A 15,930-nucleotide genomic window follows, 5' to 3' on the forward strand; every position below is an offset into this window, starting at 1 on the left:
CACTATTATATATCTTTTAGATAAAATAACAATCTAATTAGAAACTAGGAATATTTTATGCAACGTCTATATAAGCTTTTCTTTACATCTGTAAGTGTGATTTTACTTTTCAGTGCTTGTTCATCAAAAGATATTGATGAATACAACAAACCGGCAGTATATTGGTATGAGCAGATTATAAATTCTATTTCAGATGGAAATTTAGATAAAGCTGATGATTATTATGCATCTTTGCAAGGTGAGCATATTGGTTCTCCTCTTTTGCCAGAAGCGACAATGATTTTGGCAATTGCACACATGTACGATGGTGAATATTTGTTAAGTGAGCATTTTTTGGATGAGTACATTAAAAGATATGCTAATGAGAATGAAAGAGAATTCGCAGAATTTTTAAAGATTAAGGCAAAATATCTGTCATTACCGAATCCAAGACGTGATCAGGTACTTATTCAAGATGCAATCAAGGAGGCTGAAGCATTTAAGAGAAATTATCCAAAATCGGATTATTATGCTTTAGTAGATTCAATGCTTACTAAACTATATCTTTCCGAAGCTGCTTTAAATGAAACAATAGCTTTACTGTATGACAGGATAGATAAATATAAATCTGCCGAGTATTATAGAAATATTAAACCTGAACCATGGATCAACTGGAATGAAGTTGAACGTGCAAATACTCCATGGTATAGAGAATGGTTTGAAGGTGATGGTACGGCGAGTTGGTATGGCTTTTTAATCCCTGATACACAAAGTGTAGTTTCAAGAAATTCTGTACAAGATACAAATACGACAAAATAAGGATGACTAGAGATGAAATTAAGTAATTATGGAGAATTCCCTGCTGACATTCCTGTTATTGCAGAGGATGATATATTTTTATATCCTTTTATGATCTCACCGCTTTTTTTAAATGATGACAAAAATATTCAAGCGGCAACAACTGCAATTGAAGGCAATTCATTAGTAATTGTTTGTCCGACAAAACCAGAACATGATGGGGAGAGAGATTACGACTCTTTATATGATGCAGGAGTTGTAGGTTCGATTATGAGAAAGGTTGCATTGCCTGATGGAAGAGTAAAAGTACTTTTTCAAGGTTTAGCACGTGCAAGAATGCAGCATAAAGTTTCAGATGAACCTTTAATTGCACATGTAGATGTTATACCATCAGTTGAGGTTAATTCTCTTAAGATTGATGCAATTTTAGAGGTAGTACGTGAAAAAGTAAGAACTCTTTCAAGTGTAAGTAACTATTTTCCACCTGATCTTTTAAGAACAATAGAGGAAAACCACGATCATAATCGTATAATTGATCTAATATGTTCAACTGTTAAACTAAAAAAAGATCAGGCTTATAAACTTTTTATAGAGACAAATACAGAGAAAAGATTTTTAGATCTAATTGATTATTTAATCGATGAAATTGAGGCGAATAAACTTCAAAAAGAGATCAGATCAAAAGTACATACACATATTGAAAAGGTGAATAAAGAGTACTTTTTAAAAGAGCAATTAAAACAGATCCAAAAAGAGCTTGGAACTGATACTGCCAGAGACGAAGAGATCGAAGAATATCGTAAAAAACTTGAAGCAAAAAAATCTAAAATGCCTGAAGATGCCTATAAAGAGATCTCAAAACAGTTAGAGCGCTTTTCAAGAATGCATCCGGATTCTTCAGATGCTTCAATGACACAAACATATCTTGACTGGGTATTAGATATCCCTTTTGGGTCGATGAGTAAAAAAGCATTGGATATCTACGATGTAGAAAAACAGCTTGATAAAGATCATTATTCATTAGAAAAGCCAAAAGAGAGAATAGTTGAATATTTTGCAGTGAAAGAACTTTTAGAGCTTCGCGGTATTAAGCAAACAAAATCTGCAGGTGCTATTCTTTGTTTTTCAGGACCTCCGGGAGTTGGTAAAACATCATTAGCAAACTCGATTGCTTCTGCACTCAAGCGACCATTAGTACGTATAGCTTTAGGTGGTTTAGAAGATGTAAATGAGCTTCGTGGACACCGTCGTACATATGTTGGGGCAATGCCTGGACGTATTGTTCAAGGCTTGATTGATGCGAAGAAAATGAACCCTGTAATAGTGCTTGATGAGATTGATAAAGTTACTAGAAATGGTAGAGGAGATCCAACTGCTGCTCTTTTAGAGATTTTAGATCCTGAGCAAAACAGTGAATTCCGTGATTACTATACGAATTTCAATATTGATCTTTCAAATGTTATTTTTATAGCAACTGCAAATGATGTAGGTCGTATCCCTAAGCCATTGTTTGACAGAATGGAATTTATTACGGTTAGCTCATATACACCTCAAGAGAAGTTAGAGATTGCAAAAAGATATCTTATCCCTCAAGAGTTGAAAAAACATGGACTGAAAAAATCTGAAGTAACAATTTCAAAACCAGCATTAAAAGAGTTGATACACAGTTATACTCGTGAGGCTGGAGTACGTAATCTACGCCGTAGAGTTGCTCAAATGAGTAGAAAAGCGGCTTTATTACTTTTAAAAGATAAAAAACAAACAAAGATATCTATAGGTGTAAAAAATCTAGACGAGTTCTTTGATAAAACTGTATTTGAGATCGAAAAAACAAATAAAATTCCTGTAGTGGGTGTCGTAAACGGTCTTGCATGGACAGCAGTGGGCGGAGATGTACTGAAAATTGAATCTATCCGTATAAAAGGTAAGGGTACTATGCAGCTTACAGGTAGTCTTGGTGATGTTATGAAGGAGTCTGCTCGTATCGCGTTTAGTGTAGTTAAGACTCTAATAGATACAAAGAAACTAAGAATTTCTCAAGAGAACATACCACTTACATTTAAAGAACAAGAAGATAAAGTAGCTATAGATCCAAGTGAAGTATATAAGCGTTATGACCTTCATGTACATGTTCCAGACGGTGCTACACCAAAAGATGGACCTAGTGCAGGTATTGCAATGGTAAGTGTTATAGCATCGATTTTAAGCTCTGCTAAAATTCGTTCAGATGTAGCAATGACGGGTGAGGTGTCTTTAAATGGAGATGTTCTGCCTATCGGTGGTTTAAAAGAGAAATTAATTGCTGCACACAAAGCAGATATGACAAAAGTTCTTATACCTCAGAAAAACTATGATAGAGATTTAGATGAAATACCTCAAGAAGTAAAAGATGCTATGGAAATAGTAGGGGTAAAAAGAATTGAAGAGGTTCTTAAACAAGTTCTAGTATAGAACTTGTTTAGTCAATTGATTTATACTATTACAGTATTCATTTTAGCAATGAGTTCATCATTGCGAATAGGCTTCATTAAAAAGCCGTTTGCACCAGCTTCCAATGCTTCAGCTTTCTTTGTTTCATCCGTAGTCAGTACAATAATTGGAAGTTGACGTAGAGAATCATCTGCACGTACAACTTTTAACATTTCAATACCACCCATTATCGGCATGATGATATCTAGTAAAATAAGATCGATGTCATTACGTCCTTTTAAAACACCGATTGCATCAGACCCATTTTTAGCTTCTACAACTTCTTTGACATTCCCTGTTTTTAAAAGCATAGACTTTAATAATTTTAAGTTAATAAGATCATCATCTACTGCAAGTACTACTAAATCTTTTTGTGTCATTGTCTAATTCCTTACATATATTTTTCTAATATAGATCTGAGTTTTTCTTTATTTACCGAATCTTCAGAAATAAGAATATCTGCATCTGTTTGTACATCAATAGCATCTTTAAGTAAAGCATCTAGCAAGATTACTTTATATTTATATTGAGCCAGTTTTTCATTTAAAACTTCAGCATTGTTTGCAGTATCATATTCAAATGATAAGTCAGTTAAAATTTTTGCAAACAGTTTTGTATTAAATTTACTATAGTTTGCAATGAGTACATCAGCATCATATTGAAGTGCTTCTTCCTCTTCAGGAGTTAGTTCTTCCTGAGTTTCAACGCTAATAGTTTCTTCCTCTTCTTCTTGAACTGCAACAGGTTCTTCAATTGTTTCTGTTGGTTCTACATCGGCAGTTTTTGTTGTATCGTTCACTTCTTCTTCATACACAATGTAATCAGCTAGAAAATGGTTTAAAAGCGTAACGATCTCAGCACGAACCAGAGGTTTTGTCGTGTATTCATCAAGACCTGCTTCTAGGAATCTTTCTCTATCCCCTTTAAGGGCATTGGCAGTTAATGCTAAAATTGGAACGTGAGGTTGATTATAAACTTCTTCGTATTCCAAAATCTCTTTAGTTGCTTCCATACCATCTAAGAACGGCATTTGAATATCCATAAAGATTAGGTCATAATTGCCATCTTTACGTTTTTGGAAAGCTTCTAAACCGTTAGATGCAATATCTATTGTGAGTCCTAAGTCTTCCAAAGTTCTTTTGATCAGTTTTTGATTAATAATATTATCTTCGGCAACTAAAACATTCGCATGGAATCTAGATGTTTCTACATCATATTTTTTACGACTGACTTTTTTAGCTTTTTTTGCACTAAAGTTAGAATTGCTATAGTTTTCAAGTGCTTGTTTTAATTTTGTATTGTTAATCGGTTCATACAATGTTTTAAATACATCTAGACCCATAGAGTCAATCGTTCTCATGTAATACGATTTTGTTAAAAGAATTAACTCTTCAGGCATTGAACTAAATGCATTTAAGTCGTTTTCTGTCGCATAATCATAGTCAATAAATAATAAGTCGTAACTTACCTGTCTTTGTAGAGTTTCAAGCTCATTAAGGTCTTTAAACAGAGTATAACTGATACCGTAAAAATCAAGATATTCACGTAGGTAAATATCTTGATTTTTTTGTTTATGAGCAGATTCTAAGATTAATGCATTGATATTAGGGAATGCTCCTCTTGAAGATTCTTGTGTGCTTTCAACCTCTTCAAAATCGATTGTAAAGAAGAAAGTTGTCCCTTCACCTGGTTCACTATGAAGATCAAGTTGTCCACCCATAAGTTCAATAAATCTAGATGAAATTGTAAGACCTAGACCAGTACCACCGTATTTACGTGTAATAGAAGTGTCCGCCTGAGAGAAAGCCTCGAAAATTCTTGCTTTTTGCTCACTTGTTACACCGATACCGCTATCTTGGATCTCAAATCTAACACGCGTGATACCCTCTTGAGGTGCTTCAAGTTTTCTAATATCAACGTTAATAGCACCTGAACTGCTTGTAAATTTAACAGCATTTGAAAGAAGATTAATAATAACTTCTTTGATTTTTGTCGGATCCCCTTTAATAGGTTCTTCAAGCTCAGGATCGATGAAACATCCAAGATCAATATGTTTTTCACTTGCACGAACAGCATAAACTTCAACTGCACTTTCAAACTCTTCGATAGGGTTGAAAACAATATCTTCAATTTCGAGTTTATTAGACTCAATTTTAGATAAGTCAAGAATGTTATTGATAATCTCAAGAAGGTTTTCTGAGGATTTTTCAATAATCTCAACGAATTCTTGTTGTTCCTCTTTAAGACCAGTATCTTTAAGAAGTTCGGTAAACCCAACGATACCGTTTAGCGGAGTACGAATCTCGTGTGACATATTTGCCAGGAACATAGATTTTGCTTCACTCGCTTCTTGTGCCATCTCTTTATCGAGTTTTGTTTGCTCGATAATTCTTTCAAGTAAATTATAGGCTTCCGTTGTACCTTGAGCAGTATCAAGATTGATATCTTCTGCATTATGTTCCGTAGCGTCTTCAGCAACACGAATAAGAACTTCCTCAAGATTTTTGATATTTTTAGCGATCTCATTAGAAAGTAAATAACCTAAAATAGCAAGAATAATTGAAACAAGCCATACAGTTAAAGTGATAGCAAGAAATCTAAGTGCATCTGTTTTAACAACGATAGCTCTCGCATCCATTGCTTCTAGAACTTTTTCTTGTGCCTCATAAAGAATATTTGTTTTTTCCGATAACATGGCAAACCAAACACCGGCATTTGTTTCATATTCACCTGCTGCTGCAGATACCATAACAGATGCTCTCTCTGTATTGATGTCATCGAATAGTTCAAGTGTATCTTCACTTTTGAAAATATCATTCAAAGATTTGATAAGCGCTTGATCTTTTAAAGTGTCATAAGTGATCGCATCTGCTTTTGAAACGAGATTAATCCACTTATTTACTTCCTCTTCATCAAGTTCAGTTGAACGAGCAATGGCAAATGAGATAAAGTCCCGCTCAGCGGAAGTATATTCGTTAGCTCTAACTAATGTAATATATTTAAAAGAATAGTCATTGATTTTTGGATCTAACTGATTATAAGTAATCTCTTCAAGTTGTTTAATTGCAATACTCTGTGCTTGACCGTATACTGTTTCATAAACATTTTTAAAGTTTGTTTTTTGCTCATCTACAAGATGTCGTGTTTCAACAATTTTTTTGATTGCATTTTCTAAAGTTTCTGCTTCCTCTTTTAAAGATACAGAATGCTCTTTAGTAGCTTGAGCATAAATATGTTCAAAGTATGCTTTTGCTTTTTCATCAACAATCGTTCTTTGTTTGACAAGTGACTTTAATGTATTTGGAGATGAGTTTCCAAGGTACATTACTGTCATACCCCTTTCACGAGAGATATTGTTGACTAAAGAGTTTAATTCTCTGTTTGCAGCAAGTCTATCTTGTAGTAATTGTGCAGCTTTATAATTTTCATACGAATCATAAACAAAATAACTCGTGATAGAAAAGAGAATAATAATAGGAAGTAATGAAATTAATCTAAGTCTACTTTTAAGTCCTAGTTGCATATGTTAATCCTCACTCGAGATTTGTTCTAAAAGTTCTTCAACTCTTGATATCATATTGAAAGCATCATCTACATTCTCAATGTTTAACAACTCTTGCAGTGCGTTTGAAAGCTCTGTAAATCTAATATTGTTACTCATCCCTTTGAGTTGGTTTGCTTGTGCTTTTAAAAGATCTAGATCGGAGTTCTGTAAAGCAGTTTTCATAGTAGCTATAATATCTTTAGCTTCTGTTTGAAAATCTTCTAATAACTCATGTAAACTTTCAGTGTCTAAACCGATCTCTTGAGCTATCTGTTCTTTAGAATATGTTTGAACAGATTCTGGCTCTTGTGTAGTGTCATCTTCTAATGAAATTGGTTCTTGAAAATCAAATTCTGTACTTTCACTTTGTATTTCATCTGCTAAATCTATAGCTACTTCTTCATGTGCAATAAAATTATCATCTGCTAATTCTGGAATATCAATCTGTTCAGGCACGTCATCATCTGCAATAGAAATAATAGCATCATCTGCTTCAGTAGGAAGTTCTAGTTTATCATTAAACTCTTCATCAGCTGTACCAATCTCTTCTTCAGGTTCATCTTTAAAGTCGAGTGTTAACTCTTCTTCCTCTTCGTGCATCTCTTGAGGAGTTCCACTATCTAAATTGATCTCCTCTCCGGCAAGTTTTGCAATAATCATATAAAAAGCATCAAGATTTTTCTTAATGATATTAAGATCGCCAGTAGTATTGATAGTTGTTAAAACTTCAAGTGCATCTTCGATACGAAGGTTTGCCGCAACACCTTTAAGTTTGTGTGAAAGGATTTTAACTGTGTCAACATCACCTTCATCTAAAGCACCATATAGTTCTGATTTAAACTCTTTTGCTTGGCTGATAAAGTCTTCTATAAACTCTTCAATCAAATCGAGAGGCAAACCAAGTTCATCTGAAGCGATTTGAGGATTGTACACATATCCACTGTTGATAATTTTTTCTAATTCAGGATCAAGGTGCATTGTTCCTGCTGCAGGGATCGTCTGTTTGACAGGAGTTTCTACGGCAACAGGTTCTGTACTTTCTTCTACTTCTATAGACTCAGGAATCTCGATTGATGTAGGAAATTCAGATTCAACAGCTTCCGTAGATGCTAATTCTGGATGCAGTTCGAAACTGTCATCAATAACATCGTCAACACTCAAATCACCTACATCTAAAGGAGATTCATCAACGTGTACAGGAAGCTCTTCATAATCTGTTAAACCGCTATCATATTCATCCTCTAAGATTTCGTGAGCAGGTGCTGTTTCTGAAAGAATAGGTGTTTCAGCTTCTGTTGGAAAACTTATAGGCTCAGGTGTAGTAGCAGTTTGTTGTGAAGGTCTATCTAAGCGATCTACAGAAATTGTACCTTTTTCGGAATCAGTTAATATCCTTAAATGATTAAGGTGGATGAAATAAGCTTTTTCAATTGGATTGTCTGCTAAATATGCCGTCGTAATGGAAACATCTGATTTAAATACATGATTATTGACATTAATGATAACCCGTGGATGTTCTGTAGAGTCAGCACAAGAGACATAGTCAATCCAATGTACGTGTTGAAAGTTATGAACATAACCTGGTGTTTTGACGAAAAGATCAGCAAAATCTGTAGCTTCTGCTTGTAGCTGTGCTAAAGTTTCTAGACCCAAAGTTTTTAAATCTTTTTCGTCTATACCTATAAACTCTTTTTTATAATTGTAGATTAGCATTTTTACCCCTTATTCTCTACAGACTCAGCTTCTAACATCTTTATGTAAGCTTCTTCTGTATCAACTATATCTTTTCTTGATGCTGCACGACGTGCTGCTATATAGCCTGTAATATTGTCACTGTCATCTTTAATAGGCAAAATTTCTGTATCAACCCAGTAATATCTGCCGTCTTTTCTTAAGTTCTTGACAATACCATTCCATGCTTGCCCACTTTTAATAGTACTCCACATTTTTGCAAATGCAGTTGTTGGCATATCCGGGTGTCTTACAATATTGTGTGGTTGTCCTACCAATTCATCTACACTATAGCCAGAAACATTGGAAAATGCTTTATTCGCGTAGGTAATAATCCCTTTTTCATCTGTTTGACTAACTATGACTAAGTTATCAAACATATACTCTTCATCAATAGGAGTTACTTTTTCCATACTCTAAACCTTATATTTAGCAAAAATTTTAGAATTGTCACAAATATATCATATAGAAATAAAAATAAAACTTAGTTATAAAAGATTTTGATGTTTTTTGCATCTTTTCTGTTTAAAATTGTCGACAACTCCTCTGTAGAAGCATTTCTAATATTTTCAAAACTACCGAAATGGTTGAGAAGTTTTTGGACTTTTGCTGCTGATATTCCCTGTAAGCTTAAAAGTTTGCTCTCTTGATCCAGTTTCAGTTTTGTTTTTTTATGAAAGGTTATTGCAGAACGATGGGCTTCATCTCTAAGATTCTGAACCCACTGCAGTCGTTTATCTGAATCTTTAAGTTTAAATATCTCGTCTTTAGTATAGATTATATCTTTTGCTTTTCCTTTTGCTCTGTGGGCTTTTGCATCTATCTTTTCTTTAGAAATAGCGATGACATCCATGTTGACACCGTTAGAAACCAAGATATCGAGTGCCAAATTTAAAAGTGTGGCACCTCCGTCAAGTATCCAAAGATCAGGTGCTGGATTTTTACTAAAGCTTTCAACCCTTCTTGTAAGTGTTTCTCTCATTTGTGCATATTCGTCTTTTGCTTCAAGATGGTAAGTTCTATATGATTTTTTATCAAACTTACCGTCTTCATACACCACCATGGCTCCAACTGTAGCCATCCCAGCCATATGGGAATTGTCAAATATTTCGACTCTGTTTGGAATAACTTCCAGTTGGCATAATTCTTTAATATCCTGAAGAAGTTTCAGATTAGAATTATTTTGTTTTTTGAGTAGTTCTTGGGCATTTAAATGTGCTAATGAAATAAGATCTTTTTTCTTTCCTCTTTGAGGAATTGTAATAGAGGCTTTTTTTTCAAAAACTCTGCTGAGGTGCTCTTCAATAAGTTCTTGATCCTCAAAAGAGACATTTACGAGTATAGGTGCAACTATAGGTGGTTTTTCCTCTTTATAAAAATCTACAAGTGCCTGTGTAAATATTTCATTTGCATCAAAACCCTCTGTAAGATTGATGTAGTCATGAGAAGAGGAGATAATTTTTCCGTTCCTCATAAATATTTTGACAAGTACCGCTCGTTGTTCGTTATGCTCTACGACAAAAATATCGAAGTTTTCGTTACTTGCAAAATCTATTTCTGAATTGATTTCCGATCGAGAAATTTTATCAATTGTATCTCGTAATTCTGCCGCTTCTTCGAAACGGAGTTCCTCAGCATAAAATTCCATTTTTTCTTGCAGTTTTTTGATTAGCAGCTTTTTATTTTTAATTAATGAAACGGCTAAATCGACTTCTTGTTGGTAACGCTCTTTTGAAATAGGCAGTTCACAAGGACCTAAACATTTGTCAATCTGATAATAAAGACAAAGTTTTTTTGAACGTAAACATCCTTTTTTTTGTACCAGTTTTGCGATGGAATAGATAGAGTTTAAAATATCTCTAGCACCTACTGAATAGGGACCAAAGTAGGTGATGTCTTTAGAATTGATGATCTTTCTTGTAATGTCTAGTCTCGGATATTTTTCAGAGTTATCAAGATAGATATATGGATATGTTTTATCATCACGAAGTAAAATATTATATTTTGGATGGAGTTGTTTAATCAGAGAATTTTCTAAAATTAGAGCATCATGCTCAGAGTTGACAACAATGTATTCCAGTGATACAGTCTGTTCAAGCATCTTTGTAATTCTAACAGAAAGTGTAGGATTTGGACGCAGTTCCGGAGTAAAGTACCAATAACTTTTAACACGGTTAGAGAGACTTTTTGCTTTTCCAACATATAAAAGTCTGCCATTTTTATCAAAATATTGATAAATTCCTGGCGTTGAAGGAAGTTGTTGTATAGTAGTTTTAAGATCCATTGTTCTCTTTTATAATGTCAAAAATTGATTTTACAAGTTTATTGAGTCTTTCGTCTTCAATGCTTACAGTGAGTGTTCCACTTGCACGTTCTGGATAACTTGGTGCTGTATCTGTTTTTTGTTTGGTTTGTGGTTTAAAAGAAGGGGTATGTGTTACGAAAGCTCTTATATCTGTTATGTAAAGTTCCTTACACTCATCAGGAGTTACATATTTTAAAGCACTTTTAATCGATTGTATATTATTATCAAACTCTTGTTTAGCACCTGGATGGTTAAGCACAAAAAAAAGTGTTTGATTTTTTATATAAGCAAACTTTACCATTTTTTGTAATGGTAGGTTAAATAGAGATTGTATTTTCTTTATGCAATGAAAATGAGATAGCTTAGAAAATTGAGGTTGATTTTGAATAGTTTTTATAATTTCACTGGCATTTTTCATATGCTAATTATAACAAGCTTTTTGTTAAGTGTGAGTGGATGTGGATATAAAGCACCACCATATTATGAAAAGGCAGCTCCACAAAGTGATGAAAACGTAGAGTTTCATATGGAAAAGCAAAAATTTGATACAAATGAGAGTTGTAACTAAATGTATAAGTATGATGTAATTATCGTCGGTGCAGGTGTGGCAGGACTGTATGCCGCTATGAAGTTACCGAAAGATAAAAAAGTTTTAATCATTAACAAGCGTGAAACGTTTAAGTGTAATACTTTTTATGCTCAAGGTGGAATTGCATTAGCACGTAACGAAGATGATATCCCCGCACATATACAAGATACCCTTGCAGCGGGTGATGGTCTTTGTGATGAAGAAGCAGTAAAAGTTTTAAGTGAGCATTCGATTGAAGCAATCGATGATTTGATTAAAAACGGTTTTGAATTTGATAAAGATGAAGAGGGGCATATTCTTTATACAAAAGAAGCAGCGCACTCTTGTGAAAGAATTGTACATGCAGGAGGAGATGCGACAGGAAGATATCTGCATTTCTTTTTACTTTCGCAAAATACACATGCAATGCTCAGTGATGCACGTGTGGTCGATCTTTTAATTAAAGATAGCAAATGTTACGGTGTAACAGTTCTTGATCACAGACAAACAAAAAATATTTATGCCGATAATGTAATTATAGCAAGCGGTGGTGTGGGTTCACTTTATGAGTATCATACCAATGCTCCATGTATCAGTGCAGATATGCAAGGATTGTGTGTTATGAAAGGGATCGAGCTTGATCGAATGGAGATGCTTCAGTTTCACCCGACAGTGTTTGTAAACTCTACAAATGCACAAAAGATGCTTTTAACAGAAGCACTTAGAGGTGAAGGTGCAACAATTACGGATGAAAACGGAAAAAGATTTTTATTTGAGTACGACGAGCGTGGAGAACTGGCATCGCGTGATATTGTAAGTAAATCGATATATCTTTATAAAAAGAAAACAGGTTTAAATGTTTATCTGAATTTCGATAATTTTACAGAAGAATATTTTGCTCATAGATTCCCGAATATTTACAAAAATATGCGTGCACTCGGCTTTAAAGTTCCGGAACAAAGAGTACCTATTTCTCCGGCATTTCACTATGCGATTGGTGGAATCAAAACAGATCTTAACGGAAAAATTCCAAATATAGAGGGACTGTATGCAATCGGTGAAGTGGCTTCAACGAGGGTTCATGGTGCAAACAGACTCGCTTCAAACTCTTTGCTTGAAGGATTAGTATTTGGACAAAGAGCAGTGGAAGATATTCTAAAAAGAGATAATTTTACTGACAAGATTGTAGAGTTCCCGATTGTTGATGAGGTGATGAGCTATAAAGAGGACAAGGCGAAGAAAAATCAGCTTAGAAAAATTATGTGGGAAAATGTCTCGATTATTCGCACAAAAAGAGGCTTAACAGACGCATTAGAGACAATTAATGCTCTTTTAAAAGAAAAAATTGGTAAACTATTGAAATTTCGTTTATTGACGGCTAGAGAGATCGTGACTTCGGCCTTAAATAGAACAGAATCGATAGGTGTACACACCATTCAAGAGGAGAACTAAATGGAAAATACTCCAGTAGTTGAAACTGCTGTAAATGCAGTGGCACATGCTGCATCAGACGTTAACTTAGCGACAACATGGGTTGGATGGCTAAGTTTAGTAGCTTTCATTGTAGCATATTACTTTATTGCTGCAGAGGAAAAATATAGTGTAAATAAAGCAAAACCGGCACTTTTTGCAGGTACTGTTATGTTTATGCTAGTAGGTATTTATTATGCAATTAACGGTTTGAATCCAGATCCGTTACATGATGAACTTGAAACGTTAATACTTGAAATTGCCGAAATCTTTTTCTTCTTATTAGTTGCAATGACGTTTATCGAAACGCTTATCGAACGCGGTGTGTTTGACCTTATGAAGTATAAACTTGTATCTAAAGGGTATACATATAAAAAGCTGTTCTGGCTTACTGGTCTTTTAGCATTTTTTATCTCTCCGGTTGCAGACAACTTAACAACGGCTCTTATCCTTTCAACGGTGCTTTTTACAATTGATAAGAGAAATATCTCTTTCTTAGTACCTGGTGCTATTAATATTGTCGTTGCTGCAAATGCAGGTGGTGCTTGGTCACCATTTGGGGATATCACAACACTAATGGCTTGGACAGCAGGCAAAGGTGCATTTGTTGATTTCTTATACCTTTTCCCTGCATCAGTTCTTGGTTGGGCAATTACGGCATACCTACTTTCTATGTCGGTTCCAAAAGGACAACCTGATTTTGATCCGACTACAGAGAAAAAACCAGAGCTTTTAGACGGTGCTATGGGTACTGTGTATCTTGGTGTTGCAACAATTACAATTGCAGTTCTTGGTCATCAATTTTTCCATTTCCCGGCAATGTGGGGTATGATGTTTGGTCTGGCAATTCTTAAAATGTACTCTGTGTTCCTTACAAAGTCTGGGAAAAACGGATTTAATATTTACGTAAATATGCAAAAAGTTGAAAATGATACACTTCTTTTCTTCTTCGGTATCCTATCAGCTGTAGGTGCATTACACTTCTTAGGATTCCTAGAGTATATTCATAAGCTATATGAACTTGTCGGTCCTACAAGTGCAAATATCGGTGTTGGATTTATTTCTGCAATCGTGGATAACGTACCTGTTATGAGCGCAATTTTAAAATCTTCTCCAACTATGGGAATCGATCAATGGATGCTTGTTACGTTAACAGCAGGTATCGGTGGTAGTTTAATCTCTTTTGGTTCAGCAGCAGGTGTTGGTGTAATGGGAAGACTTCACGGAATTTATACATTCGGTGCACATATGAAACATGCTTGGACAATCTTAGTAGGATATATTCTTTCTATGATTATCTGGTATGTTCAATTTGAAATTATGGGTCTTTATTAAGCCCTTCTCTTCAGCGTATGAAATTTTTTTGTAAGAAAAAGTTCACGGAAGCTGAAAACAGAGAGAAGGGTTCTTATTGACCCTTTGCTCTTCTTACTTCTTTTCACTCATCAAATCTTAATCTTTTTTATAGTATCCTTTCACAACTAATTATCCCAAAAGGCATTTTAATGACAAATGTTAGCATTATCGTTTTAGATTTCGGCTCTCAGTATACGCAGCTTATTGCTCGCCGTCTTCGCGAAGATCAAATTTATTGTGAAATCCTTCCTTATCATACAAAAGTAGAAGAGATAAAAGCTAAAAATCCAAAAGGTGTTATCCTTTCAGGTGGTCCATCTTCAGTATATAACAAAGATGCATATGAAGTAGACCAAGGTGTTTATGAGATGGGTATCCCTGTTCTTGGTATCTGTTATGGTATGCAAAGAATTGCTGTAGACTTTGGTGGAAGTGTAATCCGTTCATCTCATCATGAGTATGGAAAAGCAGAATTAAATATTAATAACTACGAAACAAAAGCATCAAAATTATTTGCTGATTGTGACAATGACCGTATTGTATGGATGTCTCACTCAGATAGAGTAGATCAAATTCCAGAAGGTTTTGAAGTAATTGCAACATCTGCAAACTCTCCTTATGCTGCTATTGCAAATGAAGACAGAAATGTATATGCAATGCAATTCCATCCAGAAGTACAACACTCGGAAGAGGGTTATTTAATGCTTCGTAACTTTGCAAAAAATATTTGTGGAGTGGATGAAAAATGGAAAATGGAACACTTCTTAAAAGAGCAAATCAGAATCATAAAAGAAAAAGTTGGTGATGGTAAAGTTCTTTGTGGTTTAAGTGGAGGAGTTGATAGCTCTGTAGTTGCTGCAATGCTATATGAAGCGATTGGTGATCAACTAATCCCTGTATTCGTTGACAATGGACTTCTTCGTAAAGGTGAACGTGAACAAGTTGAGCAGATCTTCAAAGTAAACTTGAAAGCTCCTTTAGTTGTTGCAGATGCAGCTGATCTATTTTTAGGTCGTCTTGCAGGTATCTCTGATCCTGAACAAAAACGTAAAATTATCGGACACACTTTCATCGAAGTGTTTGAGCAAGAAGCTAAAAAACACGATGGTATTAAATTCCTTGCTCAAGGAACATTATATCCGGATGTTATTGAATCAATTTCTGTAAACGGTCCGTCTGAAGTTATTAAATCTCACCACAATGTTGGTGGTCTTCCAGATTGGATGGATTTCGAGTTAATCGAGCCTTTACGTGAATTATTTAAAGATGAAGTTCGTAAAATCGGTTTAGAGCTTGGTCTGCCGGAATCTATGATTAATCGTCATCCATTTCCTGGTCCGGGACTTGCAATCAGAATCATGGGTGATGTAAATCAAGCTGATCTTGATTTATTACGTGAAGCTGATGTAATTATGTTAGATGAGCTTAAAGCAAGTGGTTATTACACAAGAACATGGCAAGCATTTACGGTTCTTTTAAATGTTAAATCTGTTGGTGTTATGGGTGATAACAGAACATATGATAATACAGTGTGTGTACGTGTTGTTGAAGCAGTTGACGGAATGACTGCAACGTTTGCTCATTTACCGCATGATCTTTTAGAGAGAATCTCTAGAAGAATTATCAATGAAGTTGATGGTATTAACCGTGTAGTTTATGATATTTCATCTAAACCACCGGCAACAATCGAGTGGGAGTAAGCCATAGGCT

At 34.7% G+C, this 15,930-nt stretch carries 12 protein-coding genes; 6 read left to right on the forward strand and 6 right to left on the reverse strand.

Going from position 1 to position 15,930, the window contains the following annotated elements; all coding sequences use genetic code 11:
- The first annotated feature begins 57 nt into the window (after positions 1-57).
- Both bamD and lon read left to right on the forward strand, forming a co-directional pair.
- Complete coding sequence (gene bamD, locus P6N22_RS05755; protein ID WP_280331032.1) at positions 58-798, forward strand: outer membrane protein assembly factor BamD; 741 nt, start codon at positions 58-60, stop codon at positions 796-798.
- Between the two features lie 12 nt (positions 799-810).
- Positions 811-3,228 (forward strand): endopeptidase La, encoded by a 2,418-nt coding sequence (gene lon / locus P6N22_RS05760; protein WP_280331034.1) that lies wholly within the window; start codon positions 811-813, stop codon positions 3,226-3,228.
- 20 nt (positions 3,229-3,248) lie between these two features.
- Here lon and P6N22_RS05765 read toward each other — a convergent pair whose 3' ends face one another.
- From P6N22_RS05765 to P6N22_RS05790, 6 genes are all read right to left on the reverse strand, one after another.
- Positions 3,249-3,626, reverse strand: a complete 378-nt coding sequence (locus P6N22_RS05765; protein WP_280331037.1) for a response regulator — start codon at positions 3,624-3,626, stop codon at positions 3,249-3,251.
- A gap of 11 nt (positions 3,627-3,637) precedes the next feature.
- Positions 3,638-6,769 carry an ATP-binding protein gene (locus tag P6N22_RS05770; protein WP_280331039.1) on the reverse strand — a complete coding sequence of 1,044 codons (3,132 nt, stop codon included), beginning with the start codon at positions 6,767-6,769 and terminating at the stop codon, positions 3,638-3,640.
- A gap of 3 nt (positions 6,770-6,772) precedes the next feature.
- The gene (locus P6N22_RS05775) at positions 6,773-8,503 is read right to left on the reverse strand and encodes an Hpt domain-containing protein (RefSeq protein ID WP_280331041.1); all 1,731 of its coding nucleotides are present in this window, start codon (positions 8,501-8,503) and stop codon (positions 6,773-6,775) included.
- Positions 8,504-8,505: 2 nt separating this feature from the next.
- The gene (locus P6N22_RS05780; RefSeq protein WP_280331043.1) at positions 8,506-8,934 is read right to left on the reverse strand and encodes a PAS domain-containing protein; all 429 of its coding nucleotides are present in this window, start codon (positions 8,932-8,934) and stop codon (positions 8,506-8,508) included.
- A 71-nt stretch (positions 8,935-9,005) separates the two neighbouring features.
- Positions 9,006-10,805, reverse strand: a complete 1,800-nt coding sequence (uvrC, locus tag P6N22_RS05785; RefSeq protein ID WP_280331045.1) for an excinuclease ABC subunit UvrC — start codon at positions 10,803-10,805, stop codon at positions 9,006-9,008.
- Positions 10,795-11,244 carry a hypothetical protein gene (locus P6N22_RS05790; RefSeq protein WP_280331047.1) on the reverse strand — a complete coding sequence of 150 codons (450 nt, stop codon included), beginning with the start codon at positions 11,242-11,244 and terminating at the stop codon, positions 10,795-10,797. The genes uvrC and P6N22_RS05790 overlap by 11 nt, the downstream gene beginning before the upstream one ends.
- Between P6N22_RS05790 and P6N22_RS05795 the strand changes: the two genes are divergently transcribed.
- The 4 genes from P6N22_RS05795 (at position 11,245) to guaA (ending at position 15,920) form a co-directional block, all read left to right on the forward strand.
- Positions 11,245-11,394 carry a hypothetical protein gene (locus tag P6N22_RS05795; RefSeq protein WP_280331048.1) on the forward strand — a complete coding sequence of 50 codons (150 nt, stop codon included), beginning with the start codon at positions 11,245-11,247 and terminating at the stop codon, positions 11,392-11,394.
- Positions 11,395-12,846, forward strand: a complete 1,452-nt coding sequence (nadB, locus tag P6N22_RS05800) for an L-aspartate oxidase (RefSeq protein ID WP_280331050.1) — start codon at positions 11,395-11,397, stop codon at positions 12,844-12,846.
- Complete coding sequence (gene nhaD, locus P6N22_RS05805) at positions 12,847-14,199, forward strand: sodium:proton antiporter NhaD (RefSeq protein ID WP_280331052.1); 1,353 nt, start codon at positions 12,847-12,849, stop codon at positions 14,197-14,199.
- Between the two features lie 170 nt (positions 14,200-14,369).
- Positions 14,370-15,920 carry a glutamine-hydrolyzing GMP synthase gene (guaA, locus tag P6N22_RS05810; RefSeq protein ID WP_280331054.1) on the forward strand — a complete coding sequence of 517 codons (1,551 nt, stop codon included), beginning with the start codon at positions 14,370-14,372 and terminating at the stop codon, positions 15,918-15,920.
- Positions 15,921-15,930 lie beyond the last annotated feature (10 nt).

Source organism: Sulfurimonas sp. C5, assembly GCF_029872055.1.
Lineage (GTDB): Bacteria > Campylobacterota > Campylobacteria > Campylobacterales > Sulfurimonadaceae > Sulfurimonas.

Excerpts from the sequence above, each read along its gene's own strand:
- P6N22_RS05775 (WP_280331041.1), bottom strand. The coding sequence starts at position 8,503 with ATGCTAATCTACAATTATAAAAAAGAGTTTATAGGTATAGACGAAAAA.
- lon (WP_280331034.1), top strand. The coding sequence starts at position 811 with ATGAAATTAAGTAATTATGGAGAATTCCCTGCTGACATTCCTGTTATT.
- guaA (WP_280331054.1), top strand. The coding sequence starts at position 14,370 with ATGACAAATGTTAGCATTATCGTTTTAGATTTCGGCTCTCAGTATACG.
- P6N22_RS05780 (WP_280331043.1), bottom strand. The coding sequence starts at position 8,934 with ATGGAAAAAGTAACTCCTATTGATGAAGAGTATATGTTTGATAACTTA.
- P6N22_RS05790 (WP_280331047.1), bottom strand. The coding sequence starts at position 11,244 with ATGAAAAATGCCAGTGAAATTATAAAAACTATTCAAAATCAACCTCAA.
- nadB (WP_280331050.1), top strand. The coding sequence starts at position 11,395 with ATGTATAAGTATGATGTAATTATCGTCGGTGCAGGTGTGGCAGGACTG.
- P6N22_RS05770 (WP_280331039.1), bottom strand. The coding sequence starts at position 6,769 with ATGCAACTAGGACTTAAAAGTAGACTTAGATTAATTTCATTACTTCCT.
- bamD (WP_280331032.1), top strand. The coding sequence starts at position 58 with ATGCAACGTCTATATAAGCTTTTCTTTACATCTGTAAGTGTGATTTTA.
- P6N22_RS05765 (WP_280331037.1), bottom strand. The coding sequence starts at position 3,626 with ATGACACAAAAAGATTTAGTAGTACTTGCAGTAGATGATGATCTTATT.
- nhaD (WP_280331052.1), top strand. The coding sequence starts at position 12,847 with ATGGAAAATACTCCAGTAGTTGAAACTGCTGTAAATGCAGTGGCACAT.
- P6N22_RS05795 (WP_280331048.1), top strand. The coding sequence starts at position 11,245 with ATGCTAATTATAACAAGCTTTTTGTTAAGTGTGAGTGGATGTGGATAT.
- uvrC (WP_280331045.1), bottom strand. The coding sequence starts at position 10,805 with ATGGATCTTAAAACTACTATACAACAACTTCCTTCAACGCCAGGAATT.